Source organism: Sinomonas susongensis, assembly GCF_005877005.1.
Classification (GTDB): Bacteria; Actinomycetota; Actinomycetes; order Actinomycetales; family Micrococcaceae; genus Sinomonas; species Sinomonas susongensis.
This window is the reverse complement of the sequence record NZ_SSNH01000001.1, coordinates 330,894-354,872: the sequence shown is the minus strand read 5'-3', so window position 1 is coordinate 354,872 and position 23,979 is coordinate 330,894. Positions and strand designations below refer to the sequence as shown.

The following is a 23,979-nucleotide window of genomic DNA, read 5'->3' as shown; positions in this document are numbered from 1 at the left end:
ACTAGGTGGACGAGCGGGGGACGAGTTCGGGCGCCACCGGATCGTCGAATGCGACCTCGGCGCCCTCGATGAGCGCAACGAGACGGGTGACGCATCGCCTGCCGAGTTCGGCGAAGTCCTGGCGCACGGTCGTCAGCGGAGGCGCGAAGAAGGCGGCCTCGGGGACGTCGTCGAAACCCACCACGGCGAGGTCGTCCGGGACCCTGCGTCCGGCGAGGCGGGCGGCGTGCAGGACGCCGAGGGCCATCTGGTCGTTGGAGGAGAAGACGGCGGTGATACTCGGGTCCATGAGAACCTCCGCGGCGATCTCGGCCCCGGAAGCCGCCGTCCAGTCGCCTTCGCGCGAGACGACCCCCTCGGCGTCGGACGCCTCCGTCTCCAGCAGGAACCCCTCGCGGCGCGCGCGCGCCTCAGCCCAGTCGAGCGGGCCGCACACGTGCAGGATCTTCCGATGCCCCTTCCGGACGAGGTGCCGGACCGCGAGCCGCGCGCCCTCGACCTGGTCCACGAAGAGCCCTGCCTCGTCCCCGGTGCCGGCTCCGTGGAGCTCGACCGTCGGGACGCCGAAGGACACCGACGCCATGGCCTCCTGCACGCGCTGCTGCGGCGCAATGACGACCATCCCGTCGACCGACTGGTCCACGAGATGGCCCAGCGCCGCCAGCAGATCCTCCTCCGCCGGCGACGGCGCGTGGGCCACCGTGACGAAATAGCCCGCCTCGCGTGCCGCGTTCTCCACGGCGTCGAGGCTCGACGCCGGGCCGTACAGCGATGACGCCGACGAAGCGAGGACCCCGATCGTCCGCGAGCGCGCCGTCGTGAGCATCCGCGCCGCCCTGTTGGGCCGGAACTGGAGCTCGGCCATGGCGGCTAGCACCCGCTCACGCGTCTCCGGCCTGATCCGCGGCGAATCGTTCAGCACCCGCGACACCGTCTGGCGCGACACGCCCGCGGCCGCGGCGACTTCTCGGACGCCTGGGGCACGGACTTCTGCGTTCTGGGTCACGGCGCCATCCTAAGCTGGCCGCCGGGCAGGCTGCCCTACCGCTGCCCGGCTTCCCTTGCGAAGTCGTGGACGCGAACCTGCAGGAGCGCCAGGTCGGTCATCGGGGTCTCGACGCCGGCCTTCCCCGCTCTTGCGGTGAAGTCGCCCAGCAGGTGCTCCCCCTCGTGTTCCCCTCCCCCGGTGAAGTCTCGGTAGAGGGAAGGAATGAAGGGCAGGCCTGGCTGGGCGAGCATCCCGAGGCTCGCCTGATGCGACGAGTCGGAGATGGGGTAGCCGTAGGCGGCCAAGACGGCTTCCGTCTCGGAGAGCACCGCAGCGATGAACTCGACGCCTTCCGGCAGGGACGCGATTTCGCCAAAGTTCGCCCGCATCAGGATCGATCCCACGCCCGCGGCGACGATGAATCCCCACTTGTGCCACATCGCAGCCAGCACCTGCTCCGTGACCTGCAGGTCGTAGCCCGGCACGGAAAGCTCGCGCCCGACGGCGGCCGCCCGCTCGGCGGGCCCTCCGGGTTGCGCCCCCAGTACGATTTCCGCCAACGGCAGGACCTGCCGGATCGCGCCGTCGCCTTCAACGAGGGTGACGACCCGTACCGAGCCACCCAGCACCCGTTCCTCGCCAAACCGCTCGTTCAGAAGCTCGAGGTGACGCATGCCGTTCAGGAACGGGAGGATGAGGGTCTCGGGTCCGATGGCGGGGCCGATCTGCCCGAGGACGGATTCCAGCGCGCCTGCCTTCAGCGCCAGCAGCACGAGATCGTAGGGGCCGTCGCCGTCGAGCTGCTCGGCAGTGAGCGCCCGAACGGGAATGGTCTCCTCGCTCCCCGGGCTGACGAGCCGCAGTCCGCGAGCCAGCTGATCCGCGCGGCGCTGCCGCACCAGGAACGTCACATCCCGCCCCGCCTGGACGAGTCTGGCCCCGAAATATCCGCCAGTCGCACCGGCACCCGCGATCAGAATCCTCATGCCATGTCTCCTGCCCTGCGGGGGGCGGCTCTTCCGCCCGGTCGCCCGCACGCCGTCCCTCGATAATCGTCTCTTCCCCTGCTCCCTGCCAAGGCGATGTGTTGAGCCCCGCTTGAGCGGGAAGACAATCCAGATGACCCATGCAGACGAAGCACACAGTGTCCTGTCCATGCTCTGCCCGCTCGCCGACCCCGAGACCGGAATCCTCATGGGCTTCGATGGCCGCCTCTGGCCGACCGACGAGCCCACCGCCCGAACGGCGCTCGCGCTCCTCCCGCCCCGCACCCTCCGGACGCTCGCCGACGACTTCCCCGAGGCGACGCCCCCGGCGAGGCGCCAGATCTGCGAAGCGGTCGGGATGCTCGCCAGTACCGTCGCGGACAGTATCGAGAACCATGGAAGCGCCCAACGGGAAGGAACCATGGCCCTCGGTGCGGCCTGCGGCATCATGTCGGCGAATGTCGCCAACACGCTCGCGTACCGCGAAGTGCTCGATGGCATCTGCGGGGACGGCGACGAGGATCTCAGGGACACAGCGCTGCCCGTCGCGCTCAAGGTTTTCGAAACCGGGGAGGTCCCGCAGCCGCCCCGGGACGCCAGGGAGGACACCGAGGCGTTCGCCCTCGCATCCCTCCCGCAGATCGACTACCTCGCAGCGGACACCGAAGTGCGGAAACGGGCAGGGGCCTTCCTGATGACCTTTGTCCTGGCCTACGAAAGCAATGTTCCCTACCTCGGATGGACATGCATGCACGAACCTGCCGACCCAGTCTCGTCTTTCGCCCGCGAGCACCTGAATGATCCGGGACGATGGGCTGACGCGGTGCGAGAGCACAGGACGTTCGACCCGGACGCGCTGCGTCCGGAACTCGGGCCGGTAGAGTGAGGCCAGCGCCGTCAGAAGAGCCTGGGAGGGCCCATGTGTCGCCTGTTCGGACTGCATTCGGGTAGAACTCGGGCCAAGGCGACCTTCTGGCTGCTGGACGCGCCGGAGAGCCTGTCGGAACAGAGCCGGCGAGAACCGGATGGAACGGGTGTGGGAGTCTTCACCCCCGAGGGACGCCCGCACGTGGAGAAGCAATCCGTGGCGGCCTGGCAGGACCGTGCTTTCGCACGGGAGGCAAGGGACCTCGAGAGCACGACCTTCATAGCCCACGTTCGCTACGCGAGCACTGGAGCGCACACGTATGTCAACACCCACCCGTTCGAGCAGTCCGGGAGGCTCTTCGCCCACAATGGGGCCTTCGCCGGACTGGACAGGCTCGAACGGCGGCTGGAGGACGTCGGTGCGGCAGGTCTCGTGCACGGCGAGACCGACAGCGAGCGCATGTTCGCCCTCATCACTGCCGAAACCCGCCATGCCGACGGGAACCTCGAAGAAGGCATCGTCAGAGCAGTGACATGGATAGCCGGCAATCTCCCGGTCTTCAGCCTCAACTTCATCATCACCACGGCCACCGATCTCTGGGCCCTGCGCTACCCCGAGTCCCACGAGCTCTACGTCCGCGAGGACCATGCCGGGCCAGCCGCCGCCCCTCGCCGACTCGAGACAACGAGCCCGAGGATCAGCGTCCGGAGCCACGACATCCCGGACCATGTCCTCGTCGCCACCCAGCCGATGGACGACGACGTGCGGTGGCGCCTCATGGAGCCCGGCGAACTGCTCCATGTGGGCCCCGACCTCCGCCCGACAGCGACCCGCCCCTTCCCGGACCGGCCCGCGATCCAGCTCCAGCTCTCGGATCTCGACCCGAACGCTGCGGCCTCCCAGAAGCCCCACGGAAGCTAGGAGTGGGTTTTGGAAGCGTGCCCGCGGGTAGGCCAGCAGGAGTGGCGGGTCCGGCCCACGACCAGTTCGGTGTCGTGAGGGAGCACCGGGCCCGTCACGTCGACTCATGGCCTTTCCAGGGGTTCCCAAGCCGGCCTCATCACAAGCCTCCCTTGCGGAGGTAACGGCATCAGAGCCGTTCATGGCGTGACTTCACAGGACGGGAGCCCGCCGCGGGCCACCGCTGGGTGCCCCTGCCTCGATCGCCGCCTGCCGTAGCATGAGTCCATGGAGCCGGACGCCTCAGGCGAGGACCGCACAGCAGAACGCGTCGATGCACGGGAACGCATCGTCACGGCCGCCTACGACCTCCTTGCGCGCCAGGGCATCAGGGCCACCGGCGTCGATGAGCTGATCGAGAGGTCGGGGGTGGCCAAGGCCACCTTCTACAGGCACTTCCGAAGCAAGGACGATGTCGTCCTCGCCTACCTGAAGCGCTGGTACGAGGCTCGGACCGCCGCGATCGAGAGCGCCGTGGACCGGTACGGGAACAAGGACGGCGACGCCGTACTGGCGATCTTCGACGTCTTCGACGACTGGTTCCAAGAGGGGGCGGCACAGGTGAGCAGCTTCCTGCACGTCCTCATGGAGATGGGGGTCGACCACCCTCTCGGGCGGGCGAGCCTGTCCTACCTGCAGGACACGCGCACCCAGATCGCCGCGCTCGCGAGGACGACAGGGCTGCGGGACCCAGAGGACTTTGCATGGTCAGTGCACATCCTCCTGAAGGGATCGATGGTCGCCGCCGTGGAGGGAGATGCGAGGGCCGCGGCAAGGGCGAAGGAACTCGCCGCCGACCTCATCGAGCGCCACAGCAGTCCGAACCCGATGACAGCTGCGGCCGACCCCGCCTGACCTCGCTCGAGCTCAGAGCGGCTCGAGCTCAGAGCGGGCGGATCTGCTGTGCCTGCGGGCCCTTCTGGCCCTGGCCCACCTCGTACTCGACCTTCTGTCCCTCGTCGAGGCTGCGGAAGCCTCGTGCGTCGATCTCCGAGTAGTGCGCGAACACGTCCTCGGACCCGTCGTCGGGAGCGATGAAGCCGTAGCCCTTTTCGCTGTTGAACCACTTCACGGTGCCTGTAGCCATGGTGCTGCCTTTCCCTGGGACACGCCGAGGCCGCACTTCGCGGCAGAGGTCTCGCGCTGTCCCCGTCGAAAGCCTATGTGCGCTTCGCCTCGTCGCCAAGACCCGCCGCGAATCAGGCTTCGGTGAGCCGCGCGCGGACCGCGGTGACGGCGGCCAGCGCGAGCAGGAGGAGCATGAGGCATCCGAAGAGCAGGGCCGAAGGGGCGGGCGGCATGATCTGGAGGACGATCCCGAGCAGGATCACGGGCAGCGACATGCCGATGTACGCGCTGAGGAAGAGGCCGGCCAGTGCTTCGCCCCGGGTCTCCTCGGGAGCCAGGCGTACGACAGATGCGACGGCGAGCTTGAAGGCCACGCCAGCGCCTGCCCCTGCGACTACGCCGCCCACCACGAGGAACGGCAGGGATGCCGACACGATGGCGGCAGTCACGAGCACCAGCCCGACGGCCAGCAGCGCGAGCCCCGTGGTCTGCTGGGTCCTGGGCCTCAGGCGGGCAGAGACCATCTGGGCGAGGGCGGACGCCGCGAATACTGCGAACGCGATTGATCCCGAGGCCGCGAAGGAGTGGATCCCGAGCTGGCCCGAGATGAACTGAGGCGCGAGCGAGGTGAAGAAGGCGAACATCGCGAATCCGACGAGGGCCAGGAGCGAGGCGGCCAGGAATCGGCTCCGCCCGGCACGGGGGACGGCAATCTTCTGCGGACGGTACGCCCACTGGTCCGACCCGGTGGCGGTCTCGGGAACCGTCACGATCAGCAGGAGGCCGACGACGAGGACGAACGCGAAGATGACGTAGGGCGTGAAGAGCGGGGCGGGCGCAAGATCAGCGAGCAGGCCGCTCACGAGCGGTCCGAGGCCGAGGCCGCCGATGTTCGCCGCTGTGGCCACGACCTCGGCCCGTCGGTGCCCCGTGCCCGGCCGGGCAGCGCTGTTGAGCTCCGTCAGGTGCGCGGTCGCCGTCGCCGTGATCATCCCGACGCCGATTCCGCTGAGGAACCGCGCCATGAACAGTCCGGGAACGGCGGGCCACACCATGAACACGAGAGCCGAGAGCACGTTGAGTGCGACGGCGGGCGCTATCACACGGCGTCGGCCGAACTGGTCCGAGAGGTGCCCCGCGAGGAACAGGCTCGTCACGACTCCGAGCGCAAAGGCCGCGAACACGAGCGTGACCACGAACGGCCCGAAGCCGAGGTCACGCTGATAGACCGCGTACAAGGGCGTCGGGACCGTGGCGAAGGCCATCGTCGCGGTGAACACGCCGGTCACTGTCCAGAATCCGAGGCCGTGACCGCGGCGTGCGGAAGACAGATCCGCTTTCAGGCCGGCCTTCGGCCGTTCGAGGAGGAGAGGTTTTCTGTTCATGCTCCAAGTCTCCGAGGGTCGAACGATCGCGTCCAACACTTATTTGTGCTCAATCCCATCTCCTATGGAGATACTTCCCGCATACTCGGTGACATGCAGCTGCATCAGCTCGAGTACTTCCTCGCGGTCGCCGAAGGCATGAGCTTCACGGGTGGCGCGCGCAGCCTTCACGTGGTCCAATCCGCCGTGTCCTCCGGGGTGCGGCAGCTTGAACGGGAGCTGGGCACGGACCTCTTCGTCCGCCTCGGCCGCCGCATCCGCCTCACGCCCGCCGGGGAGGCGCTCGTTCCGCATGCACGCGCGGTCCTCGCCGGGGTTGCGGCCGCGAAGGACGCCGTCGACGGCGTGCGCGGCGTCGTCCGTGGCACGGTCGTCCTCGGCACGCTCACGCACGTCGGTCCGATCGACACGGCAGATGTCCTCGGCGACCTGCACGCGGAGGACCCCGGCGTCGTCGTCAAACTCCGACAGACGACTCAAGGAACGCGCTCAAGCCTCGAGGATGTGCGCGCTGGAGTCCTCGACCTCGCCATCGTGGCCTCTCCGACGGCAAGGGTCCCGGGCGTCATCCTCCAGCCCCTGCACACGGAGCCCCTCGTCTTCATCTGCTCGGAACGGCATCGCCTTGCAGGCAGCACCGCTGTCTCCCCCGCGGACCTCGCCGGCGAGAGCTTCATCGACTTCCCCGAAGGCTGGGGCAACCGGATGGCGGTCGATGCAGCCTTCGAGGCAGCGGGCGCCGAGCGCACCGTCCAGGCCGAAGTTGTCGGATTCCAGACCGCCGTCGAGCTCGTCCAGAGGAACTTCGGAGTCGCGTTCGTCGCCGCCTCGGTTCTGGATCGCCACCCCGCATCGGGATTGTGGACCGTGCCTACAGCCCTCGAGTGGCGCCTGCAGCTCGCGCGCTCGGCGGCGCGGGAGCCGACGGCGGCCGAGCTCGCCGTCATGCGCGCCTACGACCGCGCCTATCATCGCGCCGCACAAGGGCCGCGTGGCGCCTCCCGAACGGAACGATGACCTCTGCGAGGCCTTCCCTTTCCCGCATGGGGAGTGTTTACTTATGGGTCTCCGATATCCGGACGTTGCTGATTCCAGGAGGATGAGATGGCTTCGGACATGGCCAACGAGAGGGAAACAGCACCCGCCAACGAGAAGGAGCAATCGGCCGCATCGTCCCAGCGCGGGGGCATCGGCGGTCAGGAGATCACCTTCACCGTGCCCCAGATCCCGGCCGTCGCGGAGCTGATGGAGCCGAAGCGCCTGCTCTGGTTCGGCGGTCTTGCCGCTGCCGGCGTCGTCGGAGTTTTGGAGTGGCCCGTCGTCGCCGCCGTGGGGATCGGCAGCTACGTGGCGGAACGCTTCGCGGAATCCAACCGCCGGCGGTCCGAGCAGTAGGCACAGGCCGAGAGTGCCGATCTTCTCCTCCCTGCTGGAAGCGCTGGTCGAGCCCGCGCGGCAATTGGGGGTGCCCTCGCTTCCGCAGCGGCTCCTCGACGCAGTTGTGCCGGACCGCGTGGCGGGGCGACGGGCGTGGGCCACCGGAGGCAGGGCCGCGATCGAAGCCCGGGGAGTGGGAAGGCCTGACAGCGGCGGCTATATCGAGGAGCTGCAAGCCGCTCTCGAGGCGCACCCCGCCGTGGAGTGGGCCAGGGTAAACGCCCCCCTGAGCCGCGTGATCGTCTCCTTCGACGAGGAAGCCACGGATGGAGATCCCCGGGCGCGCGGCCTCCTCGAGGAGCTCGTACCCATCGTGGACCGCATTGAGCGCACCCTCACCCAGCCTGCTGGCGCCGTCCCTGAGGGTCCGGTCGACGGCGTCTCGACGGAGAGGGTCGGGATCGAGCTGGTCGCTGACGTCTTGGGCCTGGTCGGGGTCGCAGCCGCACGCTACCTCGGGCTTTCCCCACTCCCCCAGGAGGTGGCCGCGGCCGTCTCGGTCGTGGACAGCACTCCCCGGCTGCGGAATGCATTGGAGACCCAACTCGGCCAGGGCCAGACGGACCTCGCCCTGGCACTCTCGAACGCTGCCGCTCAGGCCATGGCCCGAGGGGCCATAGGGCTGGGGGTGGATGCGGCCCAGCGCGCTCTGGCATTGGCCGAGGCGAAGGCCGAGTCGTCGGCCTGGAGGGCGCGCGCCGGGGAGCTGCTCGCCACCCCCGAGAAGGCCGGAGCTGTACCGGTGGTGGTCGAGCGGCCCAGAGCGCTCCCGCCCGGCCCTGTGGAGCAGTGGGCGGACAGAGCTGGCGCATTGGGCGTGGCCGCATTCGGGCTGGCCGTGACCGCGACGGGCCAGCCCCGGCAGGCGGTGGGCTTCGCGTTGGCCTCCCTGCCCAAGGCCGGCCGTAGCGGCCGGGAAGCGTTCTCGTCGTGCCTGGGGCGCCATCTGGGCCGACGGGGTGCCCTCGTCCTCGAACCCCGAGCCCTGAGGCGCCTCGACAGGGTCACAGCCGTAGTCCTGGACGCCGAGGTCCTCACGACAGGAAGGCATCTCCTGGGGCGCGCGATCCCACTTCCCGGTGCAGACCCCACATCGGTCGCAGAGATGCTGCACGCGCTGTTCAAACCCGAGGCTGCCTGGGTGCCCCGCTCGGAGGACGGCTGGACGCTGGCCCCCCTCGAAGACCTCGAGCTCGCTGGTCGGCGCGGGGTGCGGGAGCGGGCCAAACTGGAGCGCGAGGCCAAGGGAGTGCTCGGACTGGCCCAGGGAAAGCGGCTGATGGCCGTGGCCGCGGTCGTGGACGAGCCTCACGAGTCGCTCGAGGCACTCGCCGCGGCGGGCCACCGTTCCGGCAGCCGCCTGGTCATCGCCGGGCACCCGGCCCAGAACCTTTCCCTTGCCGCCGACGAAGTCCTGCCGGGCGGCAACCGCCTGGCGGGAACAGTGCGGTCCCTCCAAGCCGACGGCGCCGTCGTGCTCTTGGTCTCGGCGCGCGGGGAGGCGTTGGCCGCGGCCGACATCGGTGTCGGGGTATTCGGAAACGGTGGCGCTCCGCCGCCCTGGGGCGCCCATGTGCTCGTCGGGCAGGACTATGCCTTGGCCGCGCTCATGGTGGACGCATGCCCCGCGGCGGCAGAGGTCAGCCGGCACAGCGTGATGCTCGCCGAGGCAGGCACCGCGCTGGGCGGCATCTCTGCCACGTCCGCCGCTGCAGGCACCGCCGCCGCGCCTCGTTCCCTGCTCGCCGTCAACATTGCCGCAGCACTCGCCCTCGCTCTGGGAGCGTGGTCCAGCGCACGCTTGATCCGGGCGCCACTCAGCCCTCCCGTCTCGCGGGTACCGTGGCATGCGATGCCGCCCGAGGCAGTCCTGTCCTCCCTCTCGAGTACGAAGGAGGGGCTCAGCTCGGACGAGGCCCGCCGAAGGCGCCAGGGCAGAGCGCAGCAGGAGCAGTTGGCACATCTGGGCTACCCGGGCGCGGTGGCCGAGGAGCTGAACAACCCGCTGACCCCCATCCTCGGGGCCGGAGCTGCACTCTCCGCCGCGATCGGCGCCGTCATCGACGCCGGCCTGGTCGCCGGAGTCACCCTGCTCAGCGCCGTCATCGGCGGCTTCCAGCGCGTCCGGACGGACAAGGCCCTCGAGGAGCTCCTGGCGCAGAGCGCTCTGACCGCTCGGGCCCTGCGCGACGGCAGGGAAGCCGAGATCGGTGCGGAACAGCTCGTGCCCGGCGACATCGTGCTGGCGGGAGGGGGAGAGGTCGTCCCGGCCGACTGCCGGATCTTGGACGCCTCCGGCCTCCAGGTCGACGAATCCTCCCTCACCGGGGAACCGTTCCCCGTCCACAAGTCGCCCGCGCCAGTCGTAGCGGAGGCTGTGGCCGAGCGGTCCTCGATGCTCTACGAGGGCACCACGGTCGCGGCGGGACGATGCCTCGCAGTGGTGGTCGCGACCGGTTCGTCCACCGAGGCCGGGCGCGGCATGGCTGCCACCCGGGCCGGCTCCGCGACCGGCGGAGTCGAGGCCCGTCTCGCCAGGATCACCGACGTCACCCTACCGATCACTCTCGCCGCGGCCGCCGCCGTCGTCGCGGCCGGGCTCCTCCGAGGGCGTCCCTTCAGGGAAACCGCGGGCTCGGGGGTCAGCCTGGCCGTCGCCGCCGTGCCCGAGGGCCTTCCTTTCCTCGTCAGCGCCGCTCAGCTGGCCTCGGCCAGGCGCCTCTCCGCCCGGGGAACGCTGGTGCGCAACCCGCGCACGATCGAGGCGCTGGGACGGGTGGACGTGCTGGGCTTCGACAAGACCGGGACCCTGACCGAGGGCCGTATTGCCCTGGCCGCTGCTGCAGGGCCGGACGGGAAACTCGTGGGACTGGAGGAGTCGGCGGGACAGCAGACCCGCAGGGTTCTTGCCGCAGGCCTCCGGGCCACGCCCCAGCCGGTCCGCCAGCGTCCTCTCGAGCACATGACCGATCGAGCGGTGGTATCCGGCGCGCTGCAGATGGGCATCGGACGAGACTGGGACGTTACCGGGTGGAAGAGAACGGCCTCGCTGCCGTTCGAACCGACCCGCGCCTACCACGCGACCCTTGGCTCCACTTCCGAAGGGGCCCTGCTGAGCGTGAAGGGTGCCCCAGAGACCGTCCTCGCCTGCTGCACCAGAATCGCGGGCAGCAAGCGGGACAGGGGCTTGGACCAGACCGGGCGCAATAGGCTCGTGCGTCACGTCGAACGTCTCGCGTCCGAGGGGTACAGGGTGCTCGCCGTCGCCGAACGGCAGCTCGATGGTTCGGATGGGCGGCTCCGCGACGACGATGTCGCCGATCTGACCTTCATCGGCTTCCTCGCCCTCACCGACCCGGTACGGCCTGCCGCTGCTGCCTCGATTGATGCACTGCGCTCAGCCGGGGTGCAGATCCTCATGATCACCGGCGACCACCCGGGCACGGCGGCTGCGATCGCCCGCCGCCTCGACCTCCTCCGGAGCGGGGCCCGCGTGATCACAGGGAAGGAGCTGGACGGCCTCGACGACAAGGCTCTGGCCCGCATCCTCCCCGGCGTGGCCGTCGTCGCGCGAAGCACCCCGGCCCACAAGGTCCGAGTTGTCCAAGCGCTCCAGAGCCTTGGGAAGACCGTGGCGATGACCGGCGACGGCGCCAATGATGCTCCGGCGATCCGGCTCGCCGACGTCGGCATCGCCTTGGGCCGCCGCGGAACCCCTGCTGCACGCGCCGCCGGAGACCTCGTCGTCACCGACGACCGGCTCGAGACGATCATTGCGGCCCTCGTCGAGGGGCGGGCGATGTGGGGATCCGTTCGCGAGGCACTCGGAATCCTCGTGGGAGGCAACCTCGGTGAGATCGCCTTCACCGTGCTGGGGGCATTCATTACGGGGCTCTCGCCGCTGAAGGCACGCCAGCTGCTGCTCGTGAACCTCCTGACCGACCTCGCCCCGGCGCTTGCGGTGGCCCTGCGGCCCCCGCACGGCTCCTCGACTGCTGCGCTGCTCGCGGAAGGCCCTGAGGCATCGCTCGGGGCGGCCCTGAACCGGGAGGTCGGGCTGCGTGCAGCGCTGACCACGGCAGGAGCCGCAGCCGGTTGGGCGGCGGCCCTGGCCCTTGGACTCGGGCCGGCTGCTCCCACGGTTGCGCTCGTCTCGCTCGTCGCGACCCAGCTAGGCCAGACCCTGACTGCCGGCGGTCCCACCCGGACCGTCGTCGTCAGCGGAGGAGCTTCCCTGGCAGCCCTCGCGGCCGTGGTCCAGACCCCTGCCCTGAGCGCCTTCTTCGGTTCTGTGCCCCTCGGGCCCCTCGGGTGGGGCATCGCGGCAGCCGCGAGCCTCGCCGTCGTCATGGTGGGGACCATGCGCGAACGGGACGCGGGCACCTTGGGCATGCCGCGGCAGCCGCTGGCAGTCCCCACGACGGGCCCACAGCGCGCATCGGCCGTCGCCTGATGGGCGGGGCAGACCCATTCACAACTCTGGAGGCAACCATGAGCCAAGCCCAGACCGATGACGGCGCCAGCACCCCCCGCGGCCGCTACTCCGCGGCGGCAGACAAGGCGAGAGACCGCCGCTCGATCACGATCAACTTCGAAGGAATCGGCTCGGTCAAGCTCCCGCCTACCGAAGATCTGGCGTTCCTCGGGGGCATGGGAGTGCTCGCCGCCGCGGGGATCCTGGAGTGGCCGGTCGCCGGGATCCTGGCCGCGGCGCACCTGCTGACGCGCTCTTCGAGGAACAGCACGATCAAAGCGTTCGGGGAAGCCCTCGAGGAAGCCTGAGACCGAGCGGCTCCAGGCAGCAAATAGGCTTCCATCAGCCCGCAGTGGGCGGACTGATGGAAGCCCTCAATCGGGTACTAGCGACTACCTTGTGTTCCTCGACTTGGCGAAGCGCTCGGCGACGTAGCTTCCCACCCCGACGGCGGCGACCACGGGCCATTCCAGGACGCCTATTGCCCCTGCGACGGCCAGGCCTCCGAACCACAGCAGATGCTTCGGTTCCAATGCCTCGCCCATTCCGGGCAGACCCTGAATGGAGGGGATGGTGATGGTGGTCCCGGCCGATCCCTGCCGAGCTGGGGACGTGTCGCGGTCCATCTCTCCGGGCTGGTCAGTCTGGGGGGTGGTTTGCTTCTCCTGCTGGTTGGCGGCCATTGCCTGCTCCTACGCTTTGCTGGATTGCACGGACGGATTGAGAGAATGCGGCGGCTGATTCGATGCCGTTGGCGCCAGTTTCCGTGTCGTTAAGCGTACGGCCGCATTTCCTTAACCGGCAGGGGTAAGGAGCAATCCGAAGTTGAACTTTTTGTCCCGCTGCAAAGGCTCCGCTCAAGCGCAGGCAGATCCCGCTCTGCCCAATCAGTGTCGCCTCGTCAGGCTGTCCGCCTTCTGAGCCCGGTCCTGCTAGCGGACCAGCGTCAGGGCCTCCCCCAGCCCGCGCAGGCCCGAGCCCCGACGTGCCGAGGAGAGCAGCCGCGTCAAGGCCAACAGGACCGCAGCGGGCCATTCGACCAAGCCCAGGAAGGCCAGGACGGCGGCTCCGCCGAGGAACGAGAGCGTTTCCCAGGACGGCAGGGTGATCGTTCCGATCCCTTCGAAGCAGATGCGGATCGGACCGGGGGGCAGTGGTTGGGCAAGCGCGTTCAAGATGTTCTCCCGATGGTGTCAGGTCCCAAGCTCTGGGCCTTGACAGACGCTAACCCTGCGCTGTGGATTGGAGGTGAACGGGAGCCTAATGGACGCCTAAGACGGTCTGGGGCAGCCAGTCGGGTTCGAGTGCAGCCGGGGCGACTACAGCCATCAGCCATTCCTCATGCCGCTAGCGGTCTCCCGGCGTGAGGAGCGGACCGCTCAGCTGGATGTGCGCGATGACCCACGCCTCGCCATCCCGCACCAGCACGAGCAGCACGCGGAAGGAGCCGCTCGCGTCGTGACCGCGGGCCACCGTCTTCTGGCGCTGGACCGCCTCGACGAGCGCGGTGTCACGGTAGTGGCGGACGTGCGGCTCGAGGATCTCGAACTGCTCGTTGACCACATCGCCGCCCAGGTGCCGCCCGGCCCACTGGGTCCTGTCGAGGACAAAGCCGACGGGCCCGATGCCCTGGAAGTCGGTGGCGAGCAGGGTCTCGTAGGCCGCGACGTCGCCCGCAAGTTCAGCGGCAGCCCAGCGGTTGACAAGACCCAGGACCTCTTCGGTGGCGGTGGTTTCCATGGTGGCGCTCCTTTCACGGGGCTTTCAGTGGGATGGCGAGGAGTCTGGGGCGGGGAGGAGCGCGGCGAGCGGCACCACGAGGACGACGGCGGTCACGGGCAGCCAGAAGACCGCACCGAACGCGCTGGCCACCCCTGCGGCCGAGTGCGCGCCCGCGAGCAGGCTGCTGAGCACGACCGCGAACGTCGCCGTCCCGAGCGCGCCGCCGACGCGCTGCACGATGCTGAGTGTCGCCGTCGCCCGCGGAATGGCCACGCGCTCGATGACGGAGTAGGCCGCAGTGTTGAGGGGCGTCATGGTGCACCCGGTTCCGAGGCCCGCGACGAGGAGCGCGCCCACGAGCACGGCGAACGGTGGTTCGGCGGGTGCAAGCGCGTACACCGCAAGGCCCGCCGAGAGCAGCACCGCCCCTGTGAGGACGACGGCGCGGCCCCGGCCGCGGTCGACGAGCGGGCCGGTGGCATACAGCGCGAGCGCCGCGCCGAGGCCCTGCGGGATGAGGAGCAGCCCGGTCAGGCCGGCCGTCAGCCCCCTGGCCTGCTGGTAGTAGAGCGGGAGCAGGAGCATCGAGCCGATGAGCACGCCGCCCAAGAGGAACTGGATGAGCGATGCGACGGCGAACGTGCGCGACGCGAAGTGGCGGAGCTCGAGGAGCGGCTCCGACCTCCCGAGCGCGCGCCACACGAATGCGGCAATGAGCACGGCACCCGCCCCGGCCCACGCCGCCGCAATTCCCGCGGACTCCGTGACGGTGCTCAGACCGTAGACGAGCGCGGTGAGGCCGGGCGAGAGCAGAGCCAGGCCGATCGCGTCGAGCCTCTGGCCGGGCCGCGCCTCACTCTTCGGAAGGATCCGAGGTGAGAACGCGAGCACGGCGAGGCCGATCGGGATGTTGATGAGGAAGATCCAGCGCCAATCCGCTGCCGAGACGAGCAGGCCACCGAGCACGGGCCCGAGGACAGGTCCAAGCATCATGGGGATGCTGACCATGCTCATAGCGCGACCCATCCGCTCCCGCCCCGCCGACTGCGCAACGAGGGACATTCCGACGGGAACGACCATTCCTCCGCCGAGGCCTTGGACGGCGCGGAACGCGATCAGGCTCTCGGCGGACCACGCAAGGCTCGCGAGGGCGGACCCCAAGACGAAGAGCGCCACCGCGGCCATCCAGACGCGACGTCCGCCGAAGCGATCGGCCGCATAGCCGGTGAGCGGAATGACGGCGGTCATGGCCACGAGATAGGCCGTGATCACCCATTGGATCTCTGCGAGCGGCGCGTGGAAGCGCGCCGCGAGCGTGTCGACGGCGATGCTCACCACGGTCGCGTCCAGGACCGTGACGAGCGCTCCCCCGACCACGATTGCGATGATCCCGCCGAGCTCGCGCCCGAGGCGGCCTGGCGCCGAGACGGTCTGACTGGCGAAGTGCTGGGACGAAGACATGCCAGCCTCCCTTGGGATTCCTATAGTTGCTCCATCTTTAGAGTTACTCTAAAGATCGGGTCACCCTAGGTCAAGGGGTTACAGTGTCTCCATGGGTGAGCAGCTGGGGCTTCGGGAGCGGAAGAAGCTCGAGACGAGGCAGCGCATCATCGATGCAGCGCTGGGCCTCTTCGACCAACGCGGCTTCGACCGGGTACCCGTTGCAGAGGTCGCAAGCGCCGCGAACGTCTCCGAAGCGACCGTCTTCAACTACTTCCCCAGCAAAGAGGACCTCGTCTACGGCGGAATGCAGGCCTACGAGGGCCAGCTCATCGCCGCCGTCGCCTCACGCCCAGACGGAACGGGGGCCGTCGCCGCCTTCCGGGATTTCGTCCTCGAGCCGCGCGGCGCCCTGGCGGCGGACGACGGCGGGGCGATCGCCGTCGTCGCCCGCACCGCGCGCATCATCGCCGGGAGCGAGGCGCTCAAGGCCCGCGAGCAGCGCATCGTCGACCAGGCAACTGACGCCCTTGCCGAACTCATCGAGCATGACCCGTCGGCCCCATCCGGCCTCGGCCCGTGGGTGATCGCCAACGCTCTGATGGGGGTAAACCGCGCGATGACCCGCCTCGCCCAGCGGCTCGCGGCGGAGGGACGCAGCGGCCGCCAGATCGGCCCCGTGGTGCGGAAGCAGGGACAGGACGCCTTCGCCCTCCTTGAACGGGGTCTCTGAAGGCGCGACCCCCTGCTCTCCTCTCGGCTCGCCCCCACTCGCCGCTGTCAGGGCACCACCCAAGGGAGGCGAGACCAAGCAGGACGCCGACGGCCATTCAGCGCCTTGGTCGCTGTCAGACCAGCGGCGTCATCGGGGTTACCGTGAACGGCTCGGCGAGCAAGTCTGAGCACAGTGCAACGAAATCTCGGACGTGGCCCTGCTCGTTGTGCTTCTGAAGGTCGGTTCGGCTGTCCCAGCCCTCGATCAGGACGAACCGTCCGTCAACGGCATACACGCTGTATTCGATACAGCCGTGATCCAGCCGGCTCGTCCGCTGGAGATCGAGGAGAGCTCCACGGAGCTCGGCCTCGCGGCCCGGTTCGGGCGTGAAGACGGGCATGAGCCAGACTTCCTGGGGCTGTTGGTCTGCCGCGTGCTCGGGGTTGCTGGACATGTTTCCTCCTGATAAAGGCCTGATGAAAAGAAAGGAGGGTGCGGTGCGCCCCGCGCACCGCACCCTCCTTGTTCGTGCTAGTCCGCGAGCTCGGCTACGCGGGGAACGTCCACCCAAGCGTCCTTCTCTGCCGACGCGACGATCGCGTCGTCGATGAGGGCGGTCTGGTAGCCGTCGGCGAAGTTCGGGCTCACGCTGGTTCCCTCGGCGATGGCCTGGAAGAAGTCGTGCGCCTCGATGATCTTCGTCTCCCCGTAGCCGACACCCAGCGCGGGGATGGGCCACAGGCCGTCTCCGTAGGGGTGGGCCGGGCCGGTGTAGATCGTCCGGAAGCCCCGGCGGTCGTCGGCGTCGCCCGCGAAGCAGACTTGGAGCTCGTCGCGCCGCTCGTAGTTGAAGACGATGCTGCCCTCGGTGCCGTGGATCTCGAAGGTGATGAAGTTGTTGCGGCCCCAGCCGTTGCGGGTTGCCTCGATCGAGCCGACGGCGCCGTTCGCGAAGCGGACCATCGTCATGACCTCGTCGTCGACGTCGACCTCGCCACGGGGGACGTCGTCGCCGCCTCGGACGTTGCCGAGCGCGTCCGCGCCTCCGGACTGGATCGGCCGGTCCGGGATCCACGTGGAGAGGATCGAGTTGACCGAGTTGAACTCGCCCACGAGGTAGCGGGCAATGTCAATGACGTGGGTCGCGATGTCGCCGAGGGCGCCCGAGCCGGCGATGGACTTCTGGAAGCGCCAGGACAGCGGCGAGTTCGGGTCGGCGCTCCAGTCCTGGAGGTACGTGCCGCGGAAGTTGAGGATGCGCCCGATCGCTCCTTCCTCGATGTACTTCTTCGCCAGGGCGATGGCAGGAGTGCGTCGATAGTTGAATGCGACCATGTGCACGATCCCGGCGTCCTTCACCGCGTCGTACATGGCCTTGGACTCCTCCCCGGTGCGGGCCAAGGGCTTCTCGCAGATGATGTGCTTGCCTGCCTGGGCGGCGGCGATGGCGATCTCGGCGTGGAGGTGGTTCGGCGTTGCGATGTCGACGACGTCGATGCGAGGGTCCTCGACGATCCGGCGCCAGTCAGAGGTCGAGTTTTCGAAGCCGAAGCGGCGGGCGGCCTCGGCGGCGAGCTGGTCGTTGGCCTCGGCGATGGTGTGGCGGACGGGGATGGCCGGGGCCGGCCAGAAGAACATGGGCATGGCCGAGTATGCGAGGGAGTGGGCCTTGCCCATGAAGCCGCCTCCGATGAGGCCGACGTTGAGGTTCTTCATAGAGGATCGTTCCTTTTCGGTCTGGTGGGGAGTCGCTTACGGGAGGAGCTTCTCGAGGTACTTCCGGCTGATCTCGGCGGCGGCGCGCGGATCCCCGTCGTACTCGTCGAGCTCGACCATGAGCCAGCTCTCGTAGCCGCTCTCCTTGATGGCCTGGATGATGTCGGGGAAGTCGAGCTCGCCCTCGCCCAGCGGTAGGAAGGAGAACGGCTCCTTGCTGAGGTCCTTGAGGTGGACGTGGCGGAGGCGGTCCGGGTACTTGCGGATCAGTGCCGCAGGATCGGCGCCGGCAGCGGCGAGATGGGCGGTGTCCGGGCAGAACCCGATCCGGGTGAGGCCCATGAGCCGCTCAAGCTCCTCCTCGCCCTCGACGATCGTCGACAGGTGCGGGTGGTAGCTGGCCTCGAGCCCGAAGCCCTCGGCGATCTCGGCGACCTGGTCGAGGGCAGCGCCGAGGCGGCCGTAGTCCTGGTCCGTGGTCCCGGCGGCGCGACGCGCCCCGCCGCCGACGACGAGGCGCTCGGCCCCGAACTCCGCTGCGAGCTCCGCTGACCGGCGGATCCGGTGGAGCTCGTCGGGGAGGATGTCCGCGTAGACGAAGTTGGCTCCCGAGTAGACGCTGACCAGCTGGACGCCGGCCTCGTCGAGGATCCCGCGCAGTTCGTCCGGCCTGTCGGCGTATTCGACGAGGTTCCCGTCGAACACCTCGACGCCCTCGTACCCTGCGGAGGCGATATCCTTGACCGCCCGGTCCATCGGGCCGTGGGTCAGGTAGAAGAGGTCCTTGACGCTCGTCACCCCTACCGGGTGGCCGACGACGCCGCCCCAGGTGATCGTGCAGTATCCGAGTTTCATGGTTGAGGCCCTTTCAGATGGAAGTGGGAAGCAGCGGGCGGATGGCCGGCAGGTCGTACCCTCTACTTCTTCCTGGCGAGGGCGACGGCCAGGATGATGATGGCTCCGCGGACTACCTGCTGCTGGCTGCTGTCGAGGCCGGCGAGGATGAGCCCGTTGTTGATCAGGCCGATGAGAAGGGAGCCGAAGAGCGTGCCGATCACAGTGCCCGAGCCGCCGAAGAGGCTCGTACCGCCGAGGATCACGGCTGCGATGGCAGAGAGCTCGTCGCCGGTGCCCCACTGGAAGCGGCCCGATTGGAGTCGCCCCGCGTAGAGCATGCCGGCGACGCTCGCGACCACGCCGGAGATGAGCAGCACCTGGAACTTGATCCGCTTGGTGTTGATGCCTGTGAAGTCCGCCGCAGTGCGGTTGCCGCCCGTGGCCAGGACCTGACGGCCGAACTTCGTCCGGGAGAGCACGACGGCGCCTGCCGCCACGAAGAGCGCGGACCACAGGACCAGGCCGGGCACGGGGCCGATATTGCCGGAGCCGAAGACCGTGTTGAAGGTGTCGTCGAGGATGGGCTGCGGCGCCGAGGCCGTGACCCACTGGGCCGCTCCGACTGCGATGCCCATCATTCCGAGCGTCACGAGGAACGATGGGATGCCGAGCAGGCTCACGAGGCCGCCGTTGACCGCGCCGACGGCGACCCCCGTCGCCAGGCCCGCGAGAATTCCGGGAACAAGGCCCCACTGGGCGATGGCCATGGCGGTGACGACGCTAGAGAGGCCCGCAGTGGAGCCGACGCTCAGATCGATCTCTGCACAGGCGATGACGTACGTCATCCCGACCGCGATCACGGTGATGGTCGCCGTCTGCCGGAAGATGTTCAGCAGGTTGACCGCGGACAGGAAGCCCTGGTCGTGGAGGAGGATCGCGAAGAAGACGAAGACGACGACGAAGCCGATGTAGATCACGTAGCGGCGCCAGTCGAGCCTCTTGAGCATCTCTCCGAAGTTCGGCGACGCCGACGTCTCGAGGACGGGCTGGGGGGCTGTCTTGCTCATTTTTCAGACTCCCTGGACTGCGAGCTGGAGGGATTCCTCGTCGGCGATGTCGCCGCGAGGCAGGTCTTGGATGACGGAACCTTCCTTGAGGACGAGGACGCGGTCGCTGACCGCAAGGAGTTCCGGGTATTCCGAGGAGATGACGATCACCGCTTTGCCGGTGCCTGCCAAGTCCCGGATCATGTCGAGGATTTCGCTCTTCGTGCCGATGTCGACGCCGGCCGTCGGCTCGTCGAGGATGAGCACCTCGGGGTCGGTGCCCATCCACTTGGCGATGACCACCTTCTGCTGGTTGCCGCCCGAGAGAAGCCGGACAGGCCGGTTCGGGTGGGCGACCTTCACCGCCAGCTTCTCGATGAGCGACGACGAGAGCTTCCTGCCCTCACCGAGGTCCAGAAGAGGGCCGCGGCTGATCTTGCCGAGAAGCGGGAGGAGGAGGTTGTCCCGCACGGAGTGCTCGAGGACGAGTCCCTGGGCACGCCGGTCCTCCGGGATCAGCGCAAGCCCAGCCTCGATCGCCTGTTGGGGGGAGCCGATCGCGACCTTCTTGCCCTTGATGAGGATGTCGCCGCTCGTGGCCTTGTCGATGCCGAACAGCGTGCGGGCCAGTTCGGTGCGCCCGCTGCCCATGAGGCCGGCCACGCCCAGGATCTCTCCGGGCCGCAGTGCGAAGGAGACATCCCGGACTCTGGGGCCCGAGGTCAGCCCCCGCACCTCCAGGAGCGGTACTCCCCCGCCCGCCAGATCGGCCCGGGCGCGGTAGGCGAGCTGGCCTTCGATCTTCCTGCCCACGATGCCCTCGACGATCTGTTCGGGCGCCACATCCGACAGCCGTTCCGTGAGCAGCCGCCGGCCGTCGCGGAGGATCGTGATCCGGTCCGCGATCCGGTACACCTCGTCCATGCGGTGTGAGATGTAGATGATCGAGATGCCGCGCGCCTTGAGCCGTTCGATGAGCTCGAAGAGGGCCTCGGTCTCATGCTTTGCGAGGCTTGCCGTCGGCTCGTCCATGATCAGCACCCTCGCGTTCTGCGAGAGTGCCTTGGCGATCTCCGTCAGCTGCCAGTAGGCCGTGCCGAGACGCGAGACCTCGGCCTTGGGGTCGACACGGACCTCCATCTCGTCGAACAGCTTCTTGGCCCGGCGCACGGCCTCGCGGTCGTTGATGAGGCCGCGTGCAAGTGGCTCGGAGGCCAGGAAGATGTTCTGTGCGACCGTCAGGCTCGGCACGAGGCTGAATTCCTGGAAGACCATTCCGATCCCGGCGGATTTCGCATCCTGGATGGAACCGATAGCGACCGGCTTCCCGTCGATGAGTATCTTCCCGGTGTCTGCCTGGTAGACGCCCTGCAGGATCTTCATAAGGGTGGATTTGCCAGCTCCGTTGCCCCCTGCCAGCGCGTGGACCTCACCTCTGCGGACCTCGAAGTCAACTTCATTGAGGACTGGGATTCCGTTGAAGCCCTTGGAGATGGACCGCATCTCGACAGCGTTGTCTGGCGTGTTCATGGTTGTCCCTCCCGGGCGGGGGCCTCGGCCCCCGCCCGCCTGCTTCTGCTTCGGCCCGTTACTTCTTGTACGAGCTCTGGAGGTCCGCTGGGGCGTCGGCGTGATAGACCTGCTTCCACGCGTCGAGGACGTTCGAGTGGTCCACCGGCAACGCGCTCAGGGCCACGTATGCGGGCTCAGTCTTGCCGAGCAGGGACCCGGCCCCGATCTGGGCCTCGGTCACACCCTGGTCGAACGGAACCTGGGCGCCGAGGCCGACCACGAGTTCGTTCTTCGCAAGCGCGATGGCCACGTTCTTGCCCAGGTCCTCAGTGGCGATCTTGAGGTCCTGGCGGCCTGCAGCACGCGCCGCGGCCAGGACGCCTTCCGCGGGAACGTCCCACACGGCCCAGATGCCCGCGAGGTCGGCGTGCTTGCTGAGCATCGCGTTGGCCGCAGCCTGCGCGTCGCCGGCGAAGTCGGGACCTGCGATGCCCTTCTCCTCCACGATCTGGATGTCGGGGTAGTCCTTCGCGATGGTGTCCTTGAAGCCCTGGTAGCGCTGCTGGGTCACGAAGAAGTCGGCCTGGTGGAAGATCACCCCGATCTTCCCCTTGCCGCCCAAGGACTTTGCCATCTCATGGGCGGAGACGACGCCGTTGCCGTAGTTGTCCGCCGACACGTCCGAGACGTAGTCCTTGCCCGCAACGAAGCCCTGCGGGACGTTGTCCATGAAGACCAGCTTGGAGCCGGCCTGTGCCGCCTTCCGGTATGCCGTCGCGGTCGCAACGGGATCCGTGGGGATCGAGACGATGATGCTCGGCTTCTGGGTCATGACGGTCTCGAGGTCGGAGACCTGCTTGTCCGGCTTGAAGTCGGCGTCGGTCGTGGCGATGACCTTGATGCCGAGCTTCTCGAACTCGCTCTTGAGCCCGGCGATCTGCGCCGTCGCCCAGTCGTTGCCGCCGTAGTGCATGACGATAGCCGCGGTGGCGCCCATGGCCTTGACCTTGGCGATCTCCTCGGGAGTGAGGGTGGTTGCCGAGGCGGGCGAGGGGGTCTCGCCGTTCGGACCCTTGCTCAGGACCTGTCCGGTGACCTGCTTCAGGGCCGTCTCGGCCTTCTGCGACACTGCAGAGTCCTGGCCGGCGGTAGTGCCCGCCGATGAGCTGCACCCGGCTGCGGCGAGCGCGATGACCGCGGCCGCTGCAAGGAGGGTTGTCCTGCGGATCATGAGTTGTCTCCAGTCCTGTCGGGATGGGTGGGGAGGACGGTAGGGATAAGGAATTGACTTCCGCGTAGGGCCGCCCGTCGACGGGAGGGCCTAGGAGCAGGAGCCGTGGTGGAAGGAACCCAGGTCAGGCCGTCGGCTGCCACCGCTGCCATCCGGCTCTGGAGTCCAATGTGAGTTCCGCCCGAAGTGGACGTCGCCGTGACCAAGTGGGCTGGGTCGACGGTGACGACGAGGCTCGGCCACAGGGCGCCGCGATCGAAGAGGCCCACGACGGCAGAGGTGCCGGCTGGGACACGGCCGCTGGGTTCTTCATTTCTGCCACGCTGGGTCTCCCCTCTCCTTTGAGCGGTACTCCGTGAACGTTCACGGTCGTACTATCGTGAACGTTCACGGTCCACTGTGTCAAGCGTCACTCGAAACGAGAGGAAGGTCCAAGAATCAGGGGCGACCTAGGGCCCGTAGGCGCTCAAAGGCCGGAAAGGACGCCGCCCTTGGGCGCAAGGCGGGCTAGGCGCCGTCGTGCGCGGCCCTCGCAGGGATAGCGCTCCTGCGGACGACGAGCGTGGGAGTGTTCGGCGTACTGTCTACTTCGCGCCCTTCGATGGCCCCGATGAGCACGTCGATGCTCATGCGGGCGAGCGCCGGGAAGTCCTGGCGGACCGTAGTGAGTGGCGGGAGGAAGTAGTCCGAGCCCTCGACGTCGTCGAACCCGACGATGCTCACGTCCTCCGGCACCCGGATCCCGTTCTCGGCGAAGGCCCGGATGAGCCCGAGGGCAGTATGGTCGCTGGCCGCGAAGATGGCCTGGGGGACCTTGCTCTCCCCCACAAGCCGAAGCCCCGTCTCGTAGGCCCACTTCGGGCTCCAGTCGCCCTCCAGGCACAGGCCGGGTTCGAGCCCCGCGTCGCGCAGGGCCGCCTCCCAGCCGCGTTTGCGCGCGCGGCCATCGAACCACTCCATCGACCCCGCCAGATGGGCGATGTCCGTGTGGCCGAGGTCGATCAGGTGCTGGGTGGCCATCCGCGCGCCCAGCTCCTGATTCTCCGAGTAGGTGAAGACATTCGGGGTTGAGGACGTTTCTGCCGCGATCATCTCCACGGGCACCCGGACCGATGCGCTCCAGACCGCTGCCGCCATCGATAGACGCGTCGCGATGACGATGATGCCATCGACACCGACGTCGTCGAGGCCGTCCAGGGCATTCTGCACCGCATCGCCGTGCGGTTCCTCGACGGTCACCACGGTGGTGCCGTAGCCGTTCTGGCGGGCAACGTTTTCGAGCGCGATCAACGTGCCCATCGGACCGAAGCGAGGTGAGCCGTCGGTCAGGATCCCAAGGATGGTGGAACGGCTCGTAACCAGCGTCGTGGCCGTCCTGTTCCGGCGGTACCCCACATCCTTGATGACCTGGAGGACTCGTTCGCGGGTCGCGGGGCTTACGTCCCGGGCGTTGTTGATGACCCTTGAGACGGTCTGGTAGGAGACGCCGGCTTCCCGGGCCACATCGTTGATGCTGGGCTTGCGGGCTGCGCTGACCGCCGAGCTTCTCGTAGCCCTTGGCAAACCCGCACCCCTCTTTCAACCCGTCCTGATC

General features: G+C 68.4%; 23 protein-coding genes. 8 read left to right on the top strand and 15 right to left on the bottom strand.

Annotated features, from left to right (window positions below):
- Nucleotide 1 precedes the first annotated feature (1 nt).
- Both E6A21_RS01700 and E6A21_RS01695 read right to left on the bottom strand, forming a co-directional pair.
- Nucleotides 2-1,006, bottom strand: a complete 1,005-nt coding sequence (locus E6A21_RS01700) for a LacI family DNA-binding transcriptional regulator (RefSeq protein WP_138442389.1) — start codon at nucleotides 1,004-1,006, stop codon at nucleotides 2-4.
- Nucleotides 1,007-1,041: 35 nt separating this feature from the next.
- A complete protein-coding gene (locus tag E6A21_RS01695) occupies nucleotides 1,042-1,974 on the bottom strand; it encodes a ketopantoate reductase family protein (protein ID WP_171041220.1) in 933 nt (310 codons plus the stop codon).
- Between the two features lie 133 nt (nucleotides 1,975-2,107).
- On the opposite strand from E6A21_RS01695, the gene E6A21_RS01690 reads away from it, so the two are divergent.
- The 3 genes from E6A21_RS01690 (at nucleotide 2,108) to E6A21_RS01680 (ending at nucleotide 4,657) form a co-directional block, all read left to right on the top strand.
- Nucleotides 2,108-2,860, top strand: coding sequence for a hypothetical protein (locus E6A21_RS01690; RefSeq protein ID WP_138442388.1), 753 nt, complete (start codon nucleotides 2,108-2,110; stop codon nucleotides 2,858-2,860).
- A gap of 33 nt (nucleotides 2,861-2,893) precedes the next feature.
- A complete protein-coding gene (locus E6A21_RS01685; protein ID WP_138442387.1) occupies nucleotides 2,894-3,763 on the top strand; it encodes a class II glutamine amidotransferase in 870 nt (289 codons plus the stop codon).
- 267 nt (nucleotides 3,764-4,030) lie between these two features.
- A complete protein-coding gene (locus tag E6A21_RS01680) occupies nucleotides 4,031-4,657 on the top strand; it encodes a TetR/AcrR family transcriptional regulator (protein WP_138442386.1) in 627 nt (208 codons plus the stop codon).
- 28 nt (nucleotides 4,658-4,685) lie between these two features.
- Here E6A21_RS01680 and E6A21_RS01675 read toward each other — a convergent pair whose 3' ends face one another.
- A complete protein-coding gene (locus E6A21_RS01675) occupies nucleotides 4,686-4,889 on the bottom strand; it encodes a cold-shock protein (RefSeq protein ID WP_138442385.1) in 204 nt (67 codons plus the stop codon).
- A gap of 112 nt (nucleotides 4,890-5,001) precedes the next feature.
- Nucleotides 5,002-6,255 carry an MFS transporter gene (locus E6A21_RS01670; protein WP_138442384.1) on the bottom strand — a complete coding sequence of 418 codons (1,254 nt, stop codon included), beginning with the start codon at nucleotides 6,253-6,255 and terminating at the stop codon, nucleotides 5,002-5,004.
- A 93-nt stretch (nucleotides 6,256-6,348) separates the two neighbouring features.
- Between E6A21_RS01670 and E6A21_RS01665 the strand changes: the two genes are divergently transcribed.
- The 4 genes from E6A21_RS01665 to E6A21_RS01650 all read left to right on the top strand — a co-directional run bounded on the left by E6A21_RS01665 (nucleotide 6,349) and on the right by E6A21_RS01650 (nucleotide 12,474).
- Entirely contained in the window at nucleotides 6,349-7,272 is a 924-nt protein-coding gene (locus E6A21_RS01665) for a LysR family transcriptional regulator (protein WP_138442383.1), read from the top strand.
- 87 nt (nucleotides 7,273-7,359) lie between these two features.
- A complete protein-coding gene (locus tag E6A21_RS01660) occupies nucleotides 7,360-7,650 on the top strand; it encodes a hypothetical protein (RefSeq protein ID WP_138442382.1) in 291 nt (96 codons plus the stop codon).
- 13 nt (nucleotides 7,651-7,663) lie between these two features.
- Nucleotides 7,664-12,145: an HAD-IC family P-type ATPase gene (locus E6A21_RS01655; RefSeq protein ID WP_138442381.1), complete on the top strand. Its 4,482-nt coding sequence runs from the start codon at nucleotides 7,664-7,666 to the stop codon at nucleotides 12,143-12,145.
- A gap of 38 nt (nucleotides 12,146-12,183) precedes the next feature.
- Nucleotides 12,184-12,474, top strand: a complete 291-nt coding sequence (locus E6A21_RS01650; RefSeq protein WP_212745856.1) for a hypothetical protein — start codon at nucleotides 12,184-12,186, stop codon at nucleotides 12,472-12,474.
- Between the two features lie 84 nt (nucleotides 12,475-12,558).
- Here E6A21_RS01650 and E6A21_RS01645 read toward each other — a convergent pair whose 3' ends face one another.
- From E6A21_RS01645 to E6A21_RS01630, 4 genes are all read right to left on the bottom strand, one after another.
- Entirely contained in the window at nucleotides 12,559-12,849 is a 291-nt protein-coding gene (locus tag E6A21_RS01645; RefSeq protein WP_138442380.1) for a hypothetical protein, read from the bottom strand.
- 249 nt (nucleotides 12,850-13,098) lie between these two features.
- A complete protein-coding gene (locus E6A21_RS01640) occupies nucleotides 13,099-13,341 on the bottom strand; it encodes a hypothetical protein (protein ID WP_138442379.1) in 243 nt (80 codons plus the stop codon).
- 172 nt (nucleotides 13,342-13,513) lie between these two features.
- On the bottom strand, nucleotides 13,514-13,906 hold the full coding sequence (locus E6A21_RS01635; protein WP_138442378.1) for a nuclear transport factor 2 family protein: 393 nt from the start codon (nucleotides 13,904-13,906) through the stop codon (nucleotides 13,514-13,516).
- 24 nt (nucleotides 13,907-13,930) lie between these two features.
- Entirely contained in the window at nucleotides 13,931-15,349 is a 1,419-nt protein-coding gene (locus tag E6A21_RS01630) for a DHA2 family efflux MFS transporter permease subunit (RefSeq protein ID WP_138442377.1), read from the bottom strand.
- A 91-nt stretch (nucleotides 15,350-15,440) separates the two neighbouring features.
- Here E6A21_RS01630 and E6A21_RS01625 point away from each other — a divergent pair, with 91 nt between their 5' ends.
- The gene (locus tag E6A21_RS01625) at nucleotides 15,441-16,061 is read left to right on the top strand and encodes a TetR/AcrR family transcriptional regulator (protein ID WP_138442376.1); all 621 of its coding nucleotides are present in this window, start codon (nucleotides 15,441-15,443) and stop codon (nucleotides 16,059-16,061) included.
- Nucleotides 16,062-16,176: 115 nt separating this feature from the next.
- Here E6A21_RS01625 and E6A21_RS01620 read toward each other — a convergent pair whose 3' ends face one another.
- The 7 genes from E6A21_RS01620 to E6A21_RS01590 all read right to left on the bottom strand — a co-directional run bounded on the left by E6A21_RS01620 (nucleotide 16,177) and on the right by E6A21_RS01590 (nucleotide 23,888).
- Nucleotides 16,177-16,497, bottom strand: coding sequence for a putative quinol monooxygenase (locus E6A21_RS01620; protein ID WP_246036124.1), 321 nt, complete (start codon nucleotides 16,495-16,497; stop codon nucleotides 16,177-16,179).
- Between the two features lie 77 nt (nucleotides 16,498-16,574).
- A complete protein-coding gene (locus tag E6A21_RS01615; RefSeq protein ID WP_138442375.1) occupies nucleotides 16,575-17,759 on the bottom strand; it encodes a levoglucosan dehydrogenase in 1,185 nt (394 codons plus the stop codon).
- A 36-nt stretch (nucleotides 17,760-17,795) separates the two neighbouring features.
- On the bottom strand, nucleotides 17,796-18,614 hold the full coding sequence (locus E6A21_RS01610) for a sugar phosphate isomerase/epimerase family protein (protein ID WP_138442374.1): 819 nt from the start codon (nucleotides 18,612-18,614) through the stop codon (nucleotides 17,796-17,798).
- A gap of 62 nt (nucleotides 18,615-18,676) precedes the next feature.
- Nucleotides 18,677-19,663: an ABC transporter permease gene (locus E6A21_RS01605; RefSeq protein WP_138442373.1), complete on the bottom strand. Its 987-nt coding sequence runs from the start codon at nucleotides 19,661-19,663 to the stop codon at nucleotides 18,677-18,679.
- Nucleotides 19,664-19,666: 3 nt separating this feature from the next.
- Nucleotides 19,667-21,172, bottom strand: a complete 1,506-nt coding sequence (locus E6A21_RS01600) for a sugar ABC transporter ATP-binding protein (protein WP_138442372.1) — start codon at nucleotides 21,170-21,172, stop codon at nucleotides 19,667-19,669.
- A gap of 58 nt (nucleotides 21,173-21,230) precedes the next feature.
- Nucleotides 21,231-22,385: a substrate-binding domain-containing protein gene (locus E6A21_RS01595; protein ID WP_138442371.1), complete on the bottom strand. Its 1,155-nt coding sequence runs from the start codon at nucleotides 22,383-22,385 to the stop codon at nucleotides 21,231-21,233.
- A gap of 507 nt (nucleotides 22,386-22,892) precedes the next feature.
- On the bottom strand, nucleotides 22,893-23,888 hold the full coding sequence (locus E6A21_RS01590; RefSeq protein WP_246036123.1) for a LacI family DNA-binding transcriptional regulator: 996 nt from the start codon (nucleotides 23,886-23,888) through the stop codon (nucleotides 22,893-22,895).
- Nucleotides 23,889-23,979: the final 91 nt, after the last annotated feature.